Source organism: Vibrio aquimaris (genome assembly GCF_009363415.1).
Lineage (GTDB): Bacteria > Pseudomonadota > Gammaproteobacteria > Enterobacterales > Vibrionaceae > Vibrio > Vibrio aquimaris.
Window position 1 is genome coordinate 12604 of the sequence record NZ_CP045352.1, and the last position, 15795, is coordinate 28398.

Sequence of the window (15795 nt, forward strand, 5' to 3'; positions counted from 1 at the left end):
GGGAAAATGGGAAATGTCAGACTTGGATTTTACAAAGCATTGGACGTCGGATCGAACTCGCAGAAAGCAAACGGCTTTAACGAGGTTGTCTAATGGATTGCTAAAAGAAGTGATAGAAGATCCATTTTCAAAAGACTTATTTGAACGTGAAGAAATTGAAGCTATGAAGGTGGCAGCACAGGCATTAAGTAACGCAAAGAAGAAGTTTGCTCATATTAAAGAAAGGAAAGTCCGTATTGAAAAGCGTAAGGATAATGAGCTAGCAAACATTGAGAAGCAGTACAAACAATATGCTATTGAAACTTTGAATTCTCTTAATCCTAACCCTGACACCTTTACGCGAGAGCAGTTTTGTTTGTGGGTGGCGGCAGCGTCATTTACTGGATCTCTTTTAAATCCAGAAAATTGGGAGCTAGACATCAACGATGGAATAGATAAGCACTATTTAGAAAATGATAACGCATTAAGAAAGCGTAATGTTCAGGCTATGAGAGAAAAGGCTATAAAAACATTTGAACACCACCTTAGAAGATCGTGGAAGTTTTCGTTTAAAAATGACTCTTGGGAAGTGATAGTGCCAATTAAAGAGGCTGCAATGCATCTTAAGAATCTAATGAACCATCAAAAGTATATCGAAGCAGAAAAGAACCATGCTTACCAGCTAGAACATTTAGAGGCTTACAATCGTGAAGTTGAAGCCGTCAAGCGTCGTAAAGATATTAAGTCAGTTTAACGAGGGTAAAGCCAGCTACTCGTAAATAAATGGAAGCGATGCACAAGCACTCTCACTCGCTTTCGGAAACCGAAAATAAACCAAATGGAGACTAATCATGTTAAGTGAAAAACTTATTAATTTAATAGAGGACGGCGGTCACGAGGTTGGTGATGTCGATTACATCATCAAGGCAGCGCTTGAGGAAGCTAAATGTAACCAAATGACGCATGAGCAAGCGCTTGAAATTATATCCGATCCCGAGGCTGACAACTTCGCTGAGGCGCGCGTATTTAACTTCGAAAATGAAAAAGTGGCTGCGCTTAATGGAGCCTTTAAGATTGAACAAATCAAGGCGGTGTTGTGCTTGATGGAGTCAGATATGATGATGGTCGGTGTATAAAAACCACTATCAGTATGCTGTGAACCCTCAATTTACAGAGTAGCCAAAGGAGTCAAAGCGGCTCCTTTTTAAGTATTTCATGAGTATTTATCAAATATTTTAAGTGTATTTTTTGAGTATTTATAAAGCGAGGGTCTTTAATCCAATCTGTCATTTTTTCTTTGCATATGTTTAATTTTCACCATTATTGCTTGATGGATATTGTTTTTCTGGCAACAGAATGGTAGTGTAAAATATACACCATCAAATTTTTTATAGTGTGATTAAGAATGACGACAGAAGATTATATAGCATCTCGATCAGAGCTAAAGCTTACAGTAAAGGAATGGATTGAAAAGCTTGGAATATCTATTGATACGCATAAAAGTTACAACTGTGGTCGTAATGACGTACCCCCCCAGATTGAAAATCACATCAAAACTCTACTTGAGCTAGACAGGATTAGAAAAAGTGTATTAAATACACTAAAATAACTTGCATTGGTGTATCGGATACACTATTATGTGCATATCGGTTAGGGAGGGCGTTAAGCGACTACAGAACCGACAAGGGTTGAGCTTTTCGCTCAAAGTTATGCGCTCAAGCAAAGGAGAAAACATGCAGCTCACTAGTGTACAGCTTAAGCAGCTAGATGATGTCGTTAGACAGACTCGCATTACTCGTGGTGAGAATGCAGGTAAACGCAAAGACTCTTTAATCACTGTCGAACACTTTGATATGAGGTCGTTTAACAAACTTCTAGCTAAGAAACTAGTTACACCGAGTGAGTATGACTTTGAGCGCTATTATGCAACAGAGTTGGGTTATAGAGTTTGGCTTGTTCATAAGGGAGATTAGGTGATGACAGGAAGAGTAATTATTCATGAGATGGACGGAGAAGATGAACTTTATTCTCTTCATTTTGAAGGTTCCGCTGAGGATTTTGGCTTTAGTGACCAAAGCGACGAGTTAACGGCCATAGAAGCTCATGAGATAGCGGTAGATGTCGCTGAAGAAACGGATTCCGAGATAGTTTGGGAAGGTTCGAAGCCTTCTTGGGCATAAACTAGAGGCTAGAGGTTTGTATGCACATTGTTACTGCTTTTGAGCAGGCATTAGAAAATCAATCTATAGCTCAAAAAGAGCTTAATACGCTCATCATGAAGTTACTCGTAAAACAAACGCCAGAAGCAACGGAAATGGCTAAAGAGCTTGAAGAAATTAGCACAAAAGTAGGTACTATTATCCGACCATTTACAGAGTAAGAGGGAAGCTACGAAATGGATAAGCAAAACATGCACACCATAAAGATAAGTCACTTTCAGGCGTTACGACTTAAGTTAGGTTTGCGTTTAATAAATCTTGGTGTGATGGTCTGCGGTGAAGCCAATCAGGCGATTTTAGAAAAGACCATAGCTCAGTGTGGCTCAAGCGAGCAAACTCAACCCGTGGCTAAATAGAGATAATAAGCATACTAAAAAAGGGGGTCAGGAACCTCCTTTTTAAATATCTGTTAAATATTCAATAAATATTTATTGAATATTTTAAGTGTATATAATAAGTATATATAAAATACTTATTGAGGAAGTGAGCATGAATGCCAGAGAGACAGGCAAACAAGGGAAAATCATTGCCATCGCCCACCAAAAGGGCGGCGTAGGTAAAACGACAATAGCTCTTAACATTTCGGCTGTGCTTAAACCTGACATTTTGATTGATCAGGATTTGCACAGCGGCTTAGTTGTCTTGAGCAACGTTCGTGAAAGTGGTGAAGAGTCGAACATTGTGACGTGTGAAACTAAAGATGAATTGATCGCTCAGCTCCGTCAGCGTGATGATGGAAAAAATATAATGGTTGATTGCGGTGGATTTGACTCTGATTTAAACCGAGTTGTGATTGCTGTAGCGGACCTTATTATTGTGCCGTGTAATGGCAACATTACCGAGCGTATAGGGCTGAGAATGTTTGAAACTGTGCTGTCAGAAGTCGGACGTGAAGTTGGTAAGAACATCAAAGGACATGTCTTGTATTGCAGACATAACCCTAACAAGACGAGGTTTGAGAAAGTCGATGAATTTCTGTCGCACTCTAACCATATGACGCGTCTAGCTTCTCTTGTGCCGCAACGAGCCGATTATGAGTCGGCAAGTGAATTTGGCCTTGGGGTCGTGGAGTACAAACGCACAAAAGGCAGCAAAGCGGCGCGAGAAGTGATGAAACTTTGCGAAGAAATAAAAAGTATTCTTTAAATATCTAATAAATATTTATAGAATATTCATAGTATATTTTAAAAGTATTTGGGAAATATTTATGAGTGATTGGGATAAATTGAGTAAAGTGGGCAATAACGCTCCTCTCAAAGAAGAGAAAATCAAAGTTAGCACCGCCAAACCAAAGCTCCTGAACGCTATGCCAACAGCCTATTTTGAAGCGCATAAGCAACTCAAAAAAGAGGGGGGGACCAGTCTGGATTTTTCACAATATATCTATGAGGCTACGCGTGAGAAGTTGGAGCGGGACGGTAAGCTTAAGTGAGCTTAAGTCAGTAAAAGAAAACCCCGTCTTTTCGGGGTTTTGGAAAAATTAATCACTGGTGAGATATCATTCGCTAACTAACACAATTCCTTTCTCGCCTGCAATTGCGCCTGTTATTTGTTCGCCTTTCTCCGTGTAAACGATCCCAAACTCTTCAGCTTGCTGTATGGCGTCTCGAAGGTATTCAAGTGCTTTTTCTATCTCGGCATCTGATACCTGCTTTTTAGAAAACTCACCGTTTGTGACGTCTTTAGAAATGGATTTCATGAGTAAAGACATCTCTTTTTTCATGTCGGCGTTGTGAGCGTTCTTGTTGATGCTATCGACGGCTTGTTTAATCACGCCTTCGAGTCTATCCACGTCAACAACGTCCTCATCTAGTTCGCTCGATGCCTCTTCTGTATCGTTCTCAGAGAGCGCAACAAACAGGGTGATTTTTCCTTTCTCCCGATTAAAAAGCAGTTTGTTGATCTCGGTCGGTTTTTCTTGATCATCCGTTGGTGTTGGTTCGGTCGGGTTTTCTTTGTCATCCGTTGGTGTTGGGGCTGTCGTTTTTTCTTTATCGTCCGACGGCGGAAGTGGGCTGTCTTTTTTTCTTTGCGTTGAGGTCTTTTTCTTGGTTCCAACGTCATTTTTGTCTGTTGACATAACGGTTCCTCTGTTTGTTTTAGTGTGGTTTATGCGGTTTGAAATTCGGCGTTCTGGTCCATCAAAAAGTCAATTGCTTGCTCTCGGTTGAAGGACTTTGCGAAATCAGGCAGTGAGTAAGCACGGGTTTGAGTGTGGTTGATGACTATCCAGCGTTGTTCAAATAGAGCAAGAAATCCCTCAGAAAATTCGGACGGCGGGATCGTCTGTATGTGATACTGACTAAGGTTGCTAGTGTTCTCTATGATGCTATGCAGGTGTTCGTCGGTGTAATAATGGCTTGATGGATTATGCATTGGGTGAGTCCTACCTAGAGAGGCGCAAGCGCCCCTTGAGTTGTTGTGTTGCTTAGGCTTTGTTTACCTCAGTGTGAATCTGAGATAGACCACACATCGTGTTGTTAATGAGGGTGTTTATCATGCTAACTTGGCTGGAGCTGTACCCTTCGCCTGTAGCTAGGTATGTAAAGCTCGCGTTTGTGATGTCCGCTATTTTAAGCAACTGAGTGACTTTGATGTCAGATTTGCCGCGTTCAATGGCCGTATAGGTTGAGCGGCTAACCCCCATAGGGATCAGCATGTCGCATACAGTGAGGTTTGCGGCTTTTCTTGCCGCTTTGATACGTTCTCCAATCGTGATCATAGTGTTCCTTCCATAGAGTAAAGAGCTTTTAGCGGCTCACCAATTTTTTTAGAGAGTTCGGTGGTGTTGTAACCCTCTGCAACGAGTATTCGCCAAGCCGCTTGAGCACTTTCAAGTGTGTCTTGTCCGAGGAAATAGTTTTTAATAGATGTAATGTGATAGTGCGTTAGCCAATCCTCGACAAACTGAGGTTTTTCTGTGACTTTCTGGCTAAGGCTATTAAATATTGAACTTGCGTCCATCGCTCGCCTCAAAGCTCAAACTGTCTATCAAGTGCCTGACGCTCAAGGATGTCTTCTATGCTCCGTCTGATTCTTAGCGAAGTAACGGCTTTTTTACTTGGCTTTCCAACGCGGCTCCTTGATACCTTTGCCGTGTTATGAGAAAGATCAAAGTCTTCAGAAAATTGGCGAGTTAGTTCAGTTTCAGCGTTAGCAGTGATCATTATTTGGCCTCCCCAAGCGTTACATTATTCTTTCGATATGTGGGCTTGACCATGAGGTGTGATAGATTCATTTTCCTGAATCGGTTAGTATTAATTTGCATCATTAGTCTCCAGTTTATTAATGGTTGCTTGGCCGCCTTATGTGAGAGTGAGGCGGCTTTTACACTGTGATTTGTGTCTCAAAAATAAATATTGCACATTAGCTCTATTTATTTGGTTCTTAAAATTTACAGGTCTATAGGTATAAAAGTACAGAAAAAGAGATCTTTTCGTCTCTTTTGTGTGATTTTTATCATGCTTGGGAATGGTTTAGCGTGATTTGCTAGAGTTCTTTGTTTTTCGGAATCCGAAACAAAGGACTTGTTTTTTGCTGTCCTAAACGTACAATTAACCCTAAGACAGCCCTTTGTTTGGGGGCTTAAGATTGAGAGTTACTGTTTGCTCTCATTCAAGTCTAGGGTTTAACGGGTGGGGCTGGAACCCGAACATATACAGAGAAGGGGCGACTTCAAAAGAGGTCGCCCCTTTTTCGTTTGGGCTTTTCAAACTCAAAATGATCCTGTATGGTTATATTAATTCTGACCCCCAGTCAGAAGCCCAAACAAACAAACAGAGAATAAACAGGCAATGGATAAGTCCGCACCTACATGGTGCCCGAAACAACAGGCAAACCCTGATCATGAAAAGGCGTGCTCTATCATCAAGAGCGTGTTTAATATTGATGTTCCCTACTCAGCCGGATTTGCATTGACCAAGCTGGTTGCAAAGATGGCAAAAAATTATAAAGAATTCATAAAGTTAGAGGGTTTTAATAAATATCGCTCTGACCATGCACACAACTGTCACCGATTTATTGCATTCGGGATGTTGCATACTAACCTCGACAATAACATAGTCTTTGCGCCTCGCCGTGTTGGTGACAAGTGGGTATATACCGAAGTAGACAACAAGTATTTCTCTAAACAACTCGGCTTGTCAGATAGTTGTATTGATGACGTGATCTTTACTTGCCGAACGGAAGGTTATTACTTTTCTCAGGAACGTTACGAGTACGAACTTGATAGCGGGAAGAAAGTTTTCAAGGGTAAAAAGAGCGTCAAACGCTTTGCGGTCAAGCTTATTGCTGAAATGGTTGAAAGTGTCACCGACTTTGTAAGAGCATGTGCTCAACATGCCAAAAAAGCAGTTAAGTTTGTCAGTGATCAGCAAGCTAAGTTTGGCTTTCAAACAACTACCGAGAATACATCGCGGGGCTATGCGAAAAGTGCAGCCGCTCAACGCGTAAATCGTAGACTTAAGCGAGAGAGACGCAAAGCGGAGCGTATTGCTGATGCGAAGCGCCGTCTTGATGACGAGAAGCAGAAACAGGCGCAAAGTAACGCACGTCCCGTTCTTAGTGAAAGCCAGAAACAAGATGAGAAAGATCGTCGAGCGAGAATGATCGAATTAGCAATTGACGGACACTCACGCGAAAAAATCAAAGAGTTACTTGCACTAGAATTCCCCCATCTCTCAACCGCCTAGATAGGCTTGTATGAGCATCCGCTTTGTCGCGGAGGCATAGCTACGCCTGAATATAAATCCCCTCTCTAATGACTTCTCTCAACTCAGAAATGAGTCAAAAAACGCATTACTATGTCGTTTTCTCGGGCCTTATTTTAGAGATTTCTAATGTTGTATTTGTTACAAGTCGGGTAGAAAATTACCAATAAGAGAAGTCCCCTTCATAAGTACCTTAATTAGTTAAATAAACCATTAAAATGATGGAGCTAAAGCTCCAGCTATGAATGCTGCCGCTACGCTTGCAAGCATTAGACGCTTTAACACCAGTGTCAAAGACTATAAGCTCTGAGCCATCACGATAGTATGACCTTCGTTTGTCGCTGCGCGACGGGTCTAGCAAGGTCACAGGCGAGATCTTAACAATCTCGAAAATCGAAGCTTTATCACTAAGGTTGGGTTTTGCAGTCTAAAAACCTCGTGAATAAAATCACAAATCAACTTTTTTATGAAAAAAATGTAAAAAATCTCAGAAGTAATTGCTCTAAATAACCATATGAAAAATAAAAGAGTTAATGTATGTCGTCCCGTAATCATTGATTTCCAACTGGTCTCATTGATATGAGTTGCATATTTACATCATGTGATTGGATTTAATAAAGTGCGAACAAATTATAAAAGCCTCTGACAATTCCGAGGCAATAAATAGTAATAAACGTTACAACAGTTGGCACTTTAAAATCTCTAACGATATTTTTCAGTAGCCTAATTATGAAAATCATTAATTTAACCTTAGTGCGCGAAAGTGCTGGTTTTAGAGCTCTTTAACATTTCCTGCCATTGGTAAACCGTCTAGCTGTCTTAACGTTGGTAAACGTAAAGTCTGTATGAGTCGGTTGTCGCTGAATACCCGCAATAATTCAGCAATCACGCCCCTCGATAAATACATCGCGGCGGGGTGCTGCTTGCCTGCCAGCTTAAAGTGATAAGGTGAATTTAATAATGAGGTGTCTCGTGTCAGATTTGAACGAACTTGAAACTCGAATCCTGCGCGATATATATCGGAGAAAATTGGCGCGGCTTGGTGTGTCGAATAAAACGATTGATCGTTTATTTGAACGCTATGACTTTAGTCGCCTAAAGTGGTTGATTGAGTGGTTAAGAGCTACGCCGGAAGCAACGAAAGAGGTGAGCGATTTGCCACGTCCTGCGACCTCTTCTCGTGGTGGTCGAGTGAAAAGCCGTCGACCAAAGCCCGCCCACCGTTCTCTGAGCTTGCGCCGAAAAAGGAGCAAAGTTGATAAAGCTTTGCAAGAGTAATGCTGTCCCCCTATGAACAAACAACATGGATGAGTGTCAGTATGGGGGACAGTTTTCTTGTTCGTCTCGACGCCTCAAAATTGATTGCATTTTTAAAACCGGTATCTTTCTGCAGAGCCTTAAAACGCACTCAAAAGTGTGCTTTTAATCCTGGAATATAAGGTTATTTTGCAATCATCAAAATGAGGCGTATTTGCCTCATTATTTTGTTTATTTTTTGATTGGCGTTTATTCTGACAAAAAAAGTGTCAGTGAGGCTAATCATGAAACCTGTTAAAACCTTAAAAATTAATGCCACAGATAGCGCCATCAAACGCCACTCTAAAGATGAGTGCATCAAAGATATCAACGATCCACGGTTCGGCGGTGTGCTATTTCGCTACCACAAAGACCGCTCGCGCGGTTCTTGGCATTTACGCAAAAAAGGAAAGTGGAAAAAGCTAGGTAATTATCCGGCTATGACCATTAAAGATATCGAGCAGAACTTAGCATTTATTGATCTTAATTTGGCGTGCGGCGCTCCATTGGAAAGCGCAGTGGTACAACATTGGGACACGGTTTCTGATCTTTTATCTTGGTATCTTGAACGAGTAAAAAAACTCAACGCTAGTCATATGAGTCAACATCGAAAAAGCACTATTAAGAGCGCAATTAATCGTCACTTAATTCCTCTTATTGGTGCGCTGCCCGTGCTCGCACTGGACAAACCAACGCTTGACGAAAAGCTTATCATACCTACTCAGGAAAAATTGTCGGATAGCTTTCTAGGCTTGGTTTATGGTGTACTGTCGACAGCCTATCTTAGAGCTAGAGAGCTGGATCTTATTCCATTTAACCCTCTAGATAAAATCAAACTAAAACAATTCGGAATCCGAAAGAATAAGCCTAAGCCGTGTGCAATTAGAAAGAATCAGGTTGCTGATGTGCTGGAATCCGCGCTCAAGGCCGAGCCTCAAGCGTGTTTTTTAGTCCTGATGATGCTAATGCACGGAACAAGAATCGGTGAAACACGGATGGCTGCGTGGGACGAGTTCGACTTGATTAACAAAGAATGGATTATCCCAGAAGAACACACAAAAGGCGACTCACCTCAACTCTTGGTCCCTCTTTCAAGCTGTTCGCTTGCTATCATCGCTCGATATCGTCATTGGCAAAAGCAGCACTACAAAGGTAATAAAGTTTTTCACAAACCAAGGCGGGGGAAATTTAACGGCAACGATGCAAATGAACTGATTCAAGCCGTCTCTGGCAACCAATGGCAATCACATGATCTACGAAAGCGGTTTCGCTCATCACTGACAGATCTAAACGTCGATTACATCATTGGAGAGTCTTTAATCAATCATAAGCTCCCAGAGCTTGCTCAAGTATATATTGACACACAAGCTCAACATATCAGGCGCGCCGCCGTAGAACGTCATCACGAGTGGTTACAGGGCGTCTCAGAACACTTTTACAATGTGACCTCTGTGTGATCCTTTGTGTTAAGACAGTGATTAGTAATCCCTGAACTATCAAAGAATCAGCGAGGATATTCGTGATCTACAGTAAGAGAGCATAAAAAAGAGATGTAAGCGTCTCATGTGTGCGCTATTATCCATCACGTTGTCACGTTGGTTGATGATGAATCGCCGCTTTGTGTCGGTAATGGCAAAGCGGTTATCTAATCAAAATACCTATTGTTATTAATAGCTTATCGAACCCCCGAAGCCTCTAGACCGTCATAGTTTGGGGCTTCTTATCTCTAAGGTACTGTGAAAGCCCCAGAGAGTTATTGGCGGTCATAGAGCGCGCCGTAAAAAATTTTTTGAGAGGTCTTTTAGGGATGACCACCAAATCACTACTTTCTAGTATCCGCAGTACTTCCCCGCCCGCCATGCTGATCAGTTTTACGATCCTTAATTGATTAGTAGAAAACAACATTAAAGAGGCGTATAGATCTCATTTTTCGCTGTTTTTTAGCCTAGAAAGCTTGGCTTCCTCAAATTGCTGTGATAGTTTTATTTAAATTCGGAATCCGAAAGGATAAGAGAGATGATAAATCACGTTAATGAGCTTATTGCTCGTCTGCAAAAGTACAATCCTCACTTGACCATCTCGACTAAAGACGTAGCCGAGGCTCTTGGTTACGGTAATACACAGGTGTGGGACGCCACAAAAGCCCCTCAGCCGAACAAGCGGATCAATCGAGCGGCTGAATTAGCTCTTGCGCTTCTTGACGCAAACGGTAGTGACTCATTGAACTGCTATATGAGTCGGTTTGATGTGGCGACATCTCAGAGCATGGTTGACTACATTGAGCGAAAGCTTGATCGAGAAATAGAGAAAACGTCAGAAGAGGAGCAAATAGATCTTGTAGACGCTGTGAATGATAAACATTCTGAGCTTATTTTGTTTGCGCTTGAGTGCCTGTCGGATAAGCCTGCATTGAAATTCCTTGATAACGACATGCTCAGTGAATTAGCTGGAAAACTAGTGACGACGATAGAAGAAATTGAGAGTGAAGTTTTGCTTCAACGTGTGTCTCGGTTGACGTCGTTGATTGCTGGTAGGGGAAAGGAAGCTGGCAAGTTACTCAACCTAAGAGTGTTGAGACAGTTTGTTAGTGATCATCCGGCACAGGCAGAGAGCGAAAGTTTATGCGAAAATCTTTCGGAATCCGAAAGCACGCCTAAAGCATATTATGGATTCGTATCACCATTGAGCCAAGCAATGTTGCGCTCTGATATTGAGTCCGATCATATCGATGCGCCTTATGAATCGCTTATATCAATCCTAAAGGAGATGTTTGGTGATCGGGAGTCGTATGAGTTCGCGCAAGTTCGCGCTGGTTTGGTCTCTCTCGAATCTCCTGATTTAGTGCAAAAAGTAGAGCCTAATGTTTCGGCATTGGATTTACCTGATTGGTTTGTAAATCAAGTCGACGTGTCGAGCTTAGGAAAAAGGAAACGCGAGAAAATCATAAAGATGATTAAACGCAATCCATTAGCCGCTCAAAAAATCCTTGAGGTTGCCAATGACAGGCAGTGTTAAGCGAGCGCTCTATGATGCTGCTCGGGCATTAGTTGCTAATCCAATGGACCCTGAAGCACGAGCTGAGCTCAATTATCTCGTGAACTGGAAGACGTGTAATGTCTGTAACGAAAATAAATATATAGACGAATTTGGTTTAGAGCCTCACAAAACGGATGGTCGTCGCTCTGACTGTAAATCATGTCGTAACGAGTCCCAAGCCCGCCGACGAGCTGAACGCAAGGAAAGATAGCATGACAAAGAAAATCAATATGGTGTTGTGTAAGTTGCCTGATGGTCGTTTTAGTTGTAGTGGCTTGACTTTATAATCTCGCCGACTTGATTACATCGAGAATTTTGGGCGCAAATTAAGTGATAATAAGTTCGCCACTCGGCCCACATTAAATGCAAATGGACTCACTTTAAGTGATAATGGGCGCGCAAACATAATCAATCGGCTCACTTTACGTGATAATGAAAATTTAACACAACCTATGTAATTTTTTCTCAGCAATAAGTATGTGACAATGTTGCTTATTGAGTACAAATCCCGCATAGGTTTAAGTGGTTTTTCTTAATGGCATAGCAAATAAAAAATTAATGTTATGCCAACTACAATAGATATGACCCCGAAAATTAAACAAAGCAAAACTAGAACGATACCATCGGGATAAACGTTTAAATTCAAACCCTCCGCCCTTTCTTTTATGTTAGAGCGAAGGTTGTATGCTAACCGGGCAGAATAGATGAAGAAAGCACCTAGTGAAATGCTTAAAGCTATTGGCAGTAATAACGCAAACCTGAAACTTCAGGACTATCTTTTGCGAAGTGAAATGACAATATAGCGCCAGTAATTGCATAATAGAAAAAATTTAACTTTACGATAAAATCAACATAGAACTTGTGCAGTTCTACGCTCAATTCAAAATCTTTCCATTTAGTTGAAGTATCTTCCATGACTTACCTAAAAAGTCGAATTAAGTGGTGAAGAACGTTACTACCTGACGTTCAACTTAAACAACTGTGGTTTTAATAAATGATGCTGTGACTTAACAATAGCCACTCTTAAGGTTTTGCGCACAAAAACAGTGTGTCGGCTTGCCTTAACCTAGTTTGAGTAGAGTATACCTCATGGAAACCACTCAAAAGTGATCAAAAATTGGTTCTTTATTTGATAGTTAACAACTCTATGAGAACCAATTTTAAATACCATACCTTATGAGAACCAAAGTGAGTTCTCCATTATCACGCAAAGTGAGCCGACCGATTATGTTTGCGCGCCCATTATCACTTAAAGTGAGTCCATTTGCATTTAATGTGGGCCGAGTGGCGAACTTATTATCACTTAATTTGCGCCCAAAATTCTCGATGTAATCAAGTCGGCGAGATTATGTTCGTGAGCCGCCACAGTTAGATATAGAAGTGTCTCGGCTTCGGAAAGACAAAGAGCAGCAGACAGAGAAACTTACACTGTTATTTTCGGAAACCGAAGAAAAAACAGTATAATTTTAACACTTGAGCGAAATAATCAGAAGCTTGAAGAAACCAACCGCCAGCTTGGCGAAGAGATACTTGAGCTTTTATAGCGCGCTTGTCCATGTTACACCAATCACACGCCCAATAATCCGCCCGCCTTTTATGTCCCCAAATCTCGGATTGTCGGGCTTTCTGTATTCACCACTTACACGTCGACAGAAATGTTCAGAGCCTTTTCTTACGATAACGAGCTCATCATTGTTGGCATCTTCAGCAGGTTCGACAATTAAAAAGGCTCCGACAGGTATAGCGTCGGTCTCTCCAATCATTGAATGATCGATCATTTCAAGCGCGAACGCATCCTCATGAGTTCCGATATCATAGTTAACATGCTTCAGTGCAGTGCGTCGCTTGAGGCGTAAATCGTCCCAATCATACACAGGTATTGAGTGTGTGAGGCCCATCTGAGCATGATTGAGTTCGCTCATGAATTCACCAAAATTGATACCCATTCGCTCAAGGCATTCAATTAATTTGTCGGTGCCAAGGTTTTGCTCGCCACGCTCGAATCGTCCGACGGTTCGTCTATCGATGATGCCCGAAAATTGATCTTGTTTAAATCCGTGGTTTTTACGGGCTTGTTTAAAAAACACACCGATTGTCATTGCGTCAGACATGATGTTTTGACTCCCTTGTTTGATTGCATTTTATGGATAATTCTCAGGGTTAAAATAGAGAATCTGATTGCACTTTATGCACCAAATGGCAGATAAATAAAACAATAATGCAATCAATTGTCTCGAATACGGCTCATTATCAGCATAAATTAGACTTTTTTCACGTCCCTTTTGAGACAAGCCCGAATGTTGACTGAAACATGACTCATAGCTAACTTTTTCATGAATTATTATTTTTTGGCCTCTAATGAGATCTTATAGTCTCATTTCGTGCTATTTTCTTCTTTTTGGAGTGTGATAAAGGGAATTTAAAGTGAATAATATAATTAACGAGCAAGAGATAATTATGACAGTGACTCGCCAGTTTTTAACCGAGACTCATCTTTCACATCAAGACTTTGCTGTCAACCTGCTTGCGCCGAAAATGGGAGAGATTGAGCCGAAAGATATTGTAGATTGGTCGCGGTGGGTTGGAGCGCACAAGAAGCGGGTTCAAAGGTATTTGTCATTAGAGTTAGACATGCCGTTAAAACTGAAATGGTTTTGGATCTCAGCACTACCGAACAAATACGCCACTTTGGTTAAAGAGCGTTTAAACGCGGCGCAGGGATATACACTACCGTTACCAGTATTGTCTAGCTGTGACAGTGTTGTTTCTGGTGTGCCGGAACTGCTCAGCGCCTCGGCTGATATAGCGAAAAATCTAGAACCCGCTTATGACGGCATTTATGACGAACATGACTCTCTTGAAGCGTCTAACAAGCTAATTGATAGTTTGTTGCGTAGCGCGGTGACGTATGTTGAAGAAGCGCGCAAGGTACACAACGGCACGGGTGCGACAGGGAGTGACTTTAACGTGAAGGATTTTAAATTCTAATATGTGGAACGAACGGGATCGAGAAGAAATGCGGGACTTGCTCATTGAGGCGCTCTCTGAGAGTGTCTCGATGCGCTCGGCTGGTCTCGATATTGGCGAAGCAATGAGCGACAACGCTCCTCAGCCCGCCAAGCAAAATGTATTTTGCACCGGAACGCGCCCGCGCGGTCAGTCCAAAATTATTTGCTCACTGGATGTGTTTGAACATTTGAAAATTAAGCGCTTGGTTGAATCCCTTTCGGAAACCGAAAGGCGTTGGATTCATTATCGCTATGGCGACAAGCCGGAAGGTGATGAGCTCGATCAGTTGGTTGAGGTCGGGTTCGTTTGGATGGAGGACGCGCCAAAGCGAAAGGATGCCATTCAAACCACTAAAAAACTGCTTTCGAGCGTACTGAGAAGCCGCCGAGAGGTGAATGCGTTTCTGCATTCAAAAACATATGAAGAGATCCAAGTGTCTCGTCAGGTTTTTCTACGACGATATAAAGCAAAAAAGGATGAATTTGAAACTCACCTTGATCGCTTTGATGCGTCGGCGATTGACCAACTTTTAACGATGAGAGCAATCTCATGAAAAGTGATAACTAGCCCATAAAAGAGACTTATAAGTCTCTTTTTACTATTTACAAAAGGTGTCAGTTGTGGGTAATCTATAAATAGGTTGCGAAGGAACCATTGCAGTCTAACTTCCATTACTTCCATTGTCCTTATCTGTGTAAAGACAAAGCCGCTCCATTCTGGGGTGGCTTTTTTTATGTCTGAGAGTTGCCTATGTCATTTTTAAAAACTGAGCTGCAACAGTGGCTTTACTATTGCGCTGTGGTTGCATTGGCAGCGTCCGCAAAATACCTCAAGAACCTGAAAGACGATGAGCCAATCCCGCCCCGCAAGTTTATTGCGGAGCTGTTCTTTTCATTGTGTGTCAGTCAGTTGATTTGGTGGGCGGGGGCATTAAAGGGGCTTGCATATGGTGAGATTGTAGTGGTCGGTACAGGCTTTGCGCTTGGTGTGGTCTATTTTGCGAAATTTACCCTGTCTTCACCCAAAACCATGAAGTGAGAAAAAAATGAAACACGGAGTTACAACAATTAATTCGTTACATGGTGTGTGCCAAGACATTGGTCAAGCGTTTCGAGATGAGGCTTTAGGCGATCTACTGTGGGAGATTTGCCATCTTGAGACGAAAGGCGGTCAGGTCAACAGTCGCGCCAATGGTGGTGCGGGTGTGTGCGGCATCAACATGACGCGCTACACCATGATGATCAATCACCACAAAATCTATGATTCGGCGCATTCGGTTTCCGAACGGTTCGGCATTCATATGAGGCAAGCTCGGTTCGGTTATTTTGGCTATAACCCGACGCTTTCTTTGTTGTTTGTCGCCGCATGGTTTCGCTGCTACGTCGACACTATCCCGAAATCGCCCGCCAAACGTGCGGCGCTGGTTAATCGTTATTGGTCAAGTGTGACCGAGGCGCGTTATCTCAAGCTCATTGCTGATTCAAAAGCGGCGCTAGGCGTTTAGTGCTTACTTGGTGGCTATGAGCACATAGTCACCCGTTAAGCGT

The 15795-nt window shown here is 42.0% G+C and carries 23 protein-coding genes; 17 read left to right on the plus strand and 6 right to left on the minus strand.

The annotated features are described in order from the left end of the window. The first annotated feature begins 13 nt into the window (after nucleotides 1-13). From FIV01_RS20350 to FIV01_RS20385, 8 genes are all read left to right on the plus strand, one after another. Nucleotides 14-733, plus strand: coding sequence for a hypothetical protein (locus FIV01_RS20350; protein ID WP_152432821.1), 720 nt, complete (start codon nucleotides 14-16; stop codon nucleotides 731-733). Nucleotides 734-830: 97 nt separating this feature from the next. Beyond that, entirely contained in the window at nucleotides 831-1115 is a 285-nt protein-coding gene (locus FIV01_RS20355) for a hypothetical protein (RefSeq protein WP_152432822.1), read from the plus strand. Nucleotides 1116-1712: 597 nt separating this feature from the next. Beyond that, complete coding sequence (locus FIV01_RS20360; RefSeq protein WP_152432823.1) at nucleotides 1713-1952, plus strand: hypothetical protein; 240 nt, start codon at nucleotides 1713-1715, stop codon at nucleotides 1950-1952. 3 nt (nucleotides 1953-1955) lie between these two features. Then, entirely contained in the window at nucleotides 1956-2159 is a 204-nt protein-coding gene (locus FIV01_RS20365) for a hypothetical protein (RefSeq protein ID WP_152432825.1), read from the plus strand. 20 nt (nucleotides 2160-2179) lie between these two features. Continuing rightward, a complete protein-coding gene (locus FIV01_RS20370) occupies nucleotides 2180-2359 on the plus strand; it encodes a hypothetical protein (RefSeq protein WP_152432826.1) in 180 nt (59 codons plus the stop codon). Nucleotides 2360-2374: 15 nt separating this feature from the next. Next, nucleotides 2375-2554: a hypothetical protein gene (locus FIV01_RS20375; protein WP_152432827.1), complete on the plus strand. Its 180-nt coding sequence runs from the start codon at nucleotides 2375-2377 to the stop codon at nucleotides 2552-2554. 133 nt (nucleotides 2555-2687) lie between these two features. Continuing rightward, nucleotides 2688-3344, plus strand: a complete 657-nt coding sequence (locus FIV01_RS20380) for a ParA family protein (protein WP_152432829.1) — start codon at nucleotides 2688-2690, stop codon at nucleotides 3342-3344. A 61-nt stretch (nucleotides 3345-3405) separates the two neighbouring features. Next, nucleotides 3406-3630 (plus strand): hypothetical protein, encoded by a 225-nt coding sequence (locus tag FIV01_RS20385; RefSeq protein WP_152432830.1) that lies wholly within the window; start codon nucleotides 3406-3408, stop codon nucleotides 3628-3630. Between the two features lie 66 nt (nucleotides 3631-3696). On the opposite strand, the gene FIV01_RS20855 is transcribed toward FIV01_RS20385, so the two are convergent. Genes FIV01_RS20855 through FIV01_RS20410 form a run of 5 tightly spaced genes read right to left on the minus strand, consistent with a single transcriptional unit; the run spans nucleotide 3697 to nucleotide 5365 of the window. Beyond that, on the minus strand, nucleotides 3697-4278 hold the full coding sequence (locus FIV01_RS20855; RefSeq protein WP_246210554.1) for a hypothetical protein: 582 nt from the start codon (nucleotides 4276-4278) through the stop codon (nucleotides 3697-3699). Nucleotides 4279-4307: 29 nt separating this feature from the next. Further along, nucleotides 4308-4574, minus strand: a complete 267-nt coding sequence (locus FIV01_RS20395; protein WP_152432831.1) for a hypothetical protein — start codon at nucleotides 4572-4574, stop codon at nucleotides 4308-4310. A 52-nt stretch (nucleotides 4575-4626) separates the two neighbouring features. Beyond that, the gene (locus FIV01_RS20400) at nucleotides 4627-4920 is read right to left on the minus strand and encodes a helix-turn-helix domain-containing protein (protein WP_152432834.1); all 294 of its coding nucleotides are present in this window, start codon (nucleotides 4918-4920) and stop codon (nucleotides 4627-4629) included. After that, nucleotides 4917-5162, minus strand: coding sequence for a hypothetical protein (locus FIV01_RS20405; RefSeq protein WP_152432835.1), 246 nt, complete (start codon nucleotides 5160-5162; stop codon nucleotides 4917-4919). Before FIV01_RS20405 ends, FIV01_RS20400 begins: the two co-directional genes overlap by 4 nt. Before the next feature lie 8 nt (nucleotides 5163-5170). Then, complete coding sequence (locus tag FIV01_RS20410; RefSeq protein WP_152432837.1) at nucleotides 5171-5365, minus strand: hypothetical protein; 195 nt, start codon at nucleotides 5363-5365, stop codon at nucleotides 5171-5173. Nucleotides 5366-5992: 627 nt separating this feature from the next. Between FIV01_RS20410 and FIV01_RS20415 the strand changes: the two genes are divergently transcribed. The 5 genes from FIV01_RS20415 to FIV01_RS20435 all read left to right on the plus strand — a co-directional run bounded on the left by FIV01_RS20415 (nucleotide 5993) and on the right by FIV01_RS20435 (nucleotide 11450). Continuing rightward, on the plus strand, nucleotides 5993-6889 hold the full coding sequence (locus FIV01_RS20415; RefSeq protein WP_152432839.1) for a hypothetical protein: 897 nt from the start codon (nucleotides 5993-5995) through the stop codon (nucleotides 6887-6889). A gap of 990 nt (nucleotides 6890-7879) precedes the next feature. Further along, nucleotides 7880-8185, plus strand: coding sequence for a hypothetical protein (locus FIV01_RS20420; RefSeq protein ID WP_152432840.1), 306 nt, complete (start codon nucleotides 7880-7882; stop codon nucleotides 8183-8185). 263 nt (nucleotides 8186-8448) lie between these two features. Beyond that, nucleotides 8449-9660, plus strand: coding sequence for a tyrosine-type recombinase/integrase (locus tag FIV01_RS20425; protein ID WP_152432841.1), 1212 nt, complete (start codon nucleotides 8449-8451; stop codon nucleotides 9658-9660). A 559-nt stretch (nucleotides 9661-10219) separates the two neighbouring features. Continuing rightward, nucleotides 10220-11218 carry a hypothetical protein gene (locus FIV01_RS20430; protein ID WP_152432842.1) on the plus strand — a complete coding sequence of 333 codons (999 nt, stop codon included), beginning with the start codon at nucleotides 10220-10222 and terminating at the stop codon, nucleotides 11216-11218. After that, complete coding sequence (locus tag FIV01_RS20435; RefSeq protein ID WP_152432843.1) at nucleotides 11202-11450, plus strand: hypothetical protein; 249 nt, start codon at nucleotides 11202-11204, stop codon at nucleotides 11448-11450. The genes FIV01_RS20430 and FIV01_RS20435 overlap by 17 nt, the downstream gene beginning before the upstream one ends. 1327 nt (nucleotides 11451-12777) lie before the next feature. Here the strand turns inward: FIV01_RS20435 and FIV01_RS20440 are convergent. Further along, nucleotides 12778-13350, minus strand: a complete 573-nt coding sequence (locus FIV01_RS20440; protein WP_152432845.1) for a helix-turn-helix domain-containing protein — start codon at nucleotides 13348-13350, stop codon at nucleotides 12778-12780. Between the two features lie 313 nt (nucleotides 13351-13663). Here FIV01_RS20440 and FIV01_RS20445 point away from each other — a divergent pair, with 313 nt between their 5' ends. The 4 genes from FIV01_RS20445 (at nucleotide 13664) to FIV01_RS20460 (ending at nucleotide 15752) form a co-directional block, all read left to right on the plus strand. Then, a complete protein-coding gene (locus FIV01_RS20445) occupies nucleotides 13664-14227 on the plus strand; it encodes a hypothetical protein (protein WP_152432846.1) in 564 nt (187 codons plus the stop codon). Nucleotide 14228: 1 nt separating this feature from the next. Continuing rightward, a complete protein-coding gene (locus FIV01_RS20450) occupies nucleotides 14229-14801 on the plus strand; it encodes a hypothetical protein (protein ID WP_152432848.1) in 573 nt (190 codons plus the stop codon). A gap of 197 nt (nucleotides 14802-14998) precedes the next feature. Continuing rightward, nucleotides 14999-15286 (plus strand): hypothetical protein, encoded by a 288-nt coding sequence (locus tag FIV01_RS20455; protein ID WP_152432849.1) that lies wholly within the window; start codon nucleotides 14999-15001, stop codon nucleotides 15284-15286. Nucleotides 15287-15293: 7 nt separating this feature from the next. After that, nucleotides 15294-15752 carry a hypothetical protein gene (locus FIV01_RS20460; RefSeq protein ID WP_152432850.1) on the plus strand — a complete coding sequence of 153 codons (459 nt, stop codon included), beginning with the start codon at nucleotides 15294-15296 and terminating at the stop codon, nucleotides 15750-15752. Nucleotides 15753-15795: the final 43 nt, after the last annotated feature.

Excerpts from the sequence above, each read along its gene's own strand:
- FIV01_RS20405 (WP_152432835.1), bottom strand. The coding sequence starts at position 5,162 with ATGGACGCAAGTTCAATATTTAATAGCCTTAGCCAGAAAGTCACAGAA.
- FIV01_RS20440 (WP_152432845.1), bottom strand. The coding sequence starts at position 13,350 with ATGTCTGACGCAATGACAATCGGTGTGTTTTTTAAACAAGCCCGTAAA.
- FIV01_RS20375 (WP_152432827.1), top strand. The coding sequence starts at position 2,375 with ATGGATAAGCAAAACATGCACACCATAAAGATAAGTCACTTTCAGGCG.
- FIV01_RS20360 (WP_152432823.1), top strand. The coding sequence starts at position 1,713 with ATGCAGCTCACTAGTGTACAGCTTAAGCAGCTAGATGATGTCGTTAGA.
- FIV01_RS20395 (WP_152432831.1), bottom strand. The coding sequence starts at position 4,574 with ATGCATAATCCATCAAGCCATTATTACACCGACGAACACCTGCATAGC.
- FIV01_RS20400 (WP_152432834.1), bottom strand. The coding sequence starts at position 4,920 with ATGATCACGATTGGAGAACGTATCAAAGCGGCAAGAAAAGCCGCAAAC.
- FIV01_RS20855 (WP_246210554.1), bottom strand. The coding sequence starts at position 4,278 with ATGTCAACAGACAAAAATGACGTTGGAACCAAGAAAAAGACCTCAACG.
- FIV01_RS20370 (WP_152432826.1), top strand. The coding sequence starts at position 2,180 with ATGCACATTGTTACTGCTTTTGAGCAGGCATTAGAAAATCAATCTATA.
- FIV01_RS20415 (WP_152432839.1), top strand. The coding sequence starts at position 5,993 with ATGGATAAGTCCGCACCTACATGGTGCCCGAAACAACAGGCAAACCCT.
- FIV01_RS20455 (WP_152432849.1), top strand. The coding sequence starts at position 14,999 with ATGTCATTTTTAAAAACTGAGCTGCAACAGTGGCTTTACTATTGCGCT.
- FIV01_RS20380 (WP_152432829.1), top strand. The coding sequence starts at position 2,688 with ATGAATGCCAGAGAGACAGGCAAACAAGGGAAAATCATTGCCATCGCC.
- FIV01_RS20450 (WP_152432848.1), top strand. The coding sequence starts at position 14,229 with ATGTGGAACGAACGGGATCGAGAAGAAATGCGGGACTTGCTCATTGAG.
- FIV01_RS20365 (WP_152432825.1), top strand. The coding sequence starts at position 1,956 with ATGACAGGAAGAGTAATTATTCATGAGATGGACGGAGAAGATGAACTT.
- FIV01_RS20435 (WP_152432843.1), top strand. The coding sequence starts at position 11,202 with ATGACAGGCAGTGTTAAGCGAGCGCTCTATGATGCTGCTCGGGCATTA.
- FIV01_RS20385 (WP_152432830.1), top strand. The coding sequence starts at position 3,406 with ATGAGTGATTGGGATAAATTGAGTAAAGTGGGCAATAACGCTCCTCTC.
- FIV01_RS20460 (WP_152432850.1), top strand. The coding sequence starts at position 15,294 with ATGAAACACGGAGTTACAACAATTAATTCGTTACATGGTGTGTGCCAA.
- FIV01_RS20350 (WP_152432821.1), top strand. The coding sequence starts at position 14 with ATGTCAGACTTGGATTTTACAAAGCATTGGACGTCGGATCGAACTCGC.
- FIV01_RS20410 (WP_152432837.1), bottom strand. The coding sequence starts at position 5,365 with ATGATCACTGCTAACGCTGAAACTGAACTAACTCGCCAATTTTCTGAA.
- FIV01_RS20430 (WP_152432842.1), top strand. The coding sequence starts at position 10,220 with ATGATAAATCACGTTAATGAGCTTATTGCTCGTCTGCAAAAGTACAAT.
- FIV01_RS20425 (WP_152432841.1), top strand. The coding sequence starts at position 8,449 with ATGAAACCTGTTAAAACCTTAAAAATTAATGCCACAGATAGCGCCATC.
- FIV01_RS20355 (WP_152432822.1), top strand. The coding sequence starts at position 831 with ATGTTAAGTGAAAAACTTATTAATTTAATAGAGGACGGCGGTCACGAG.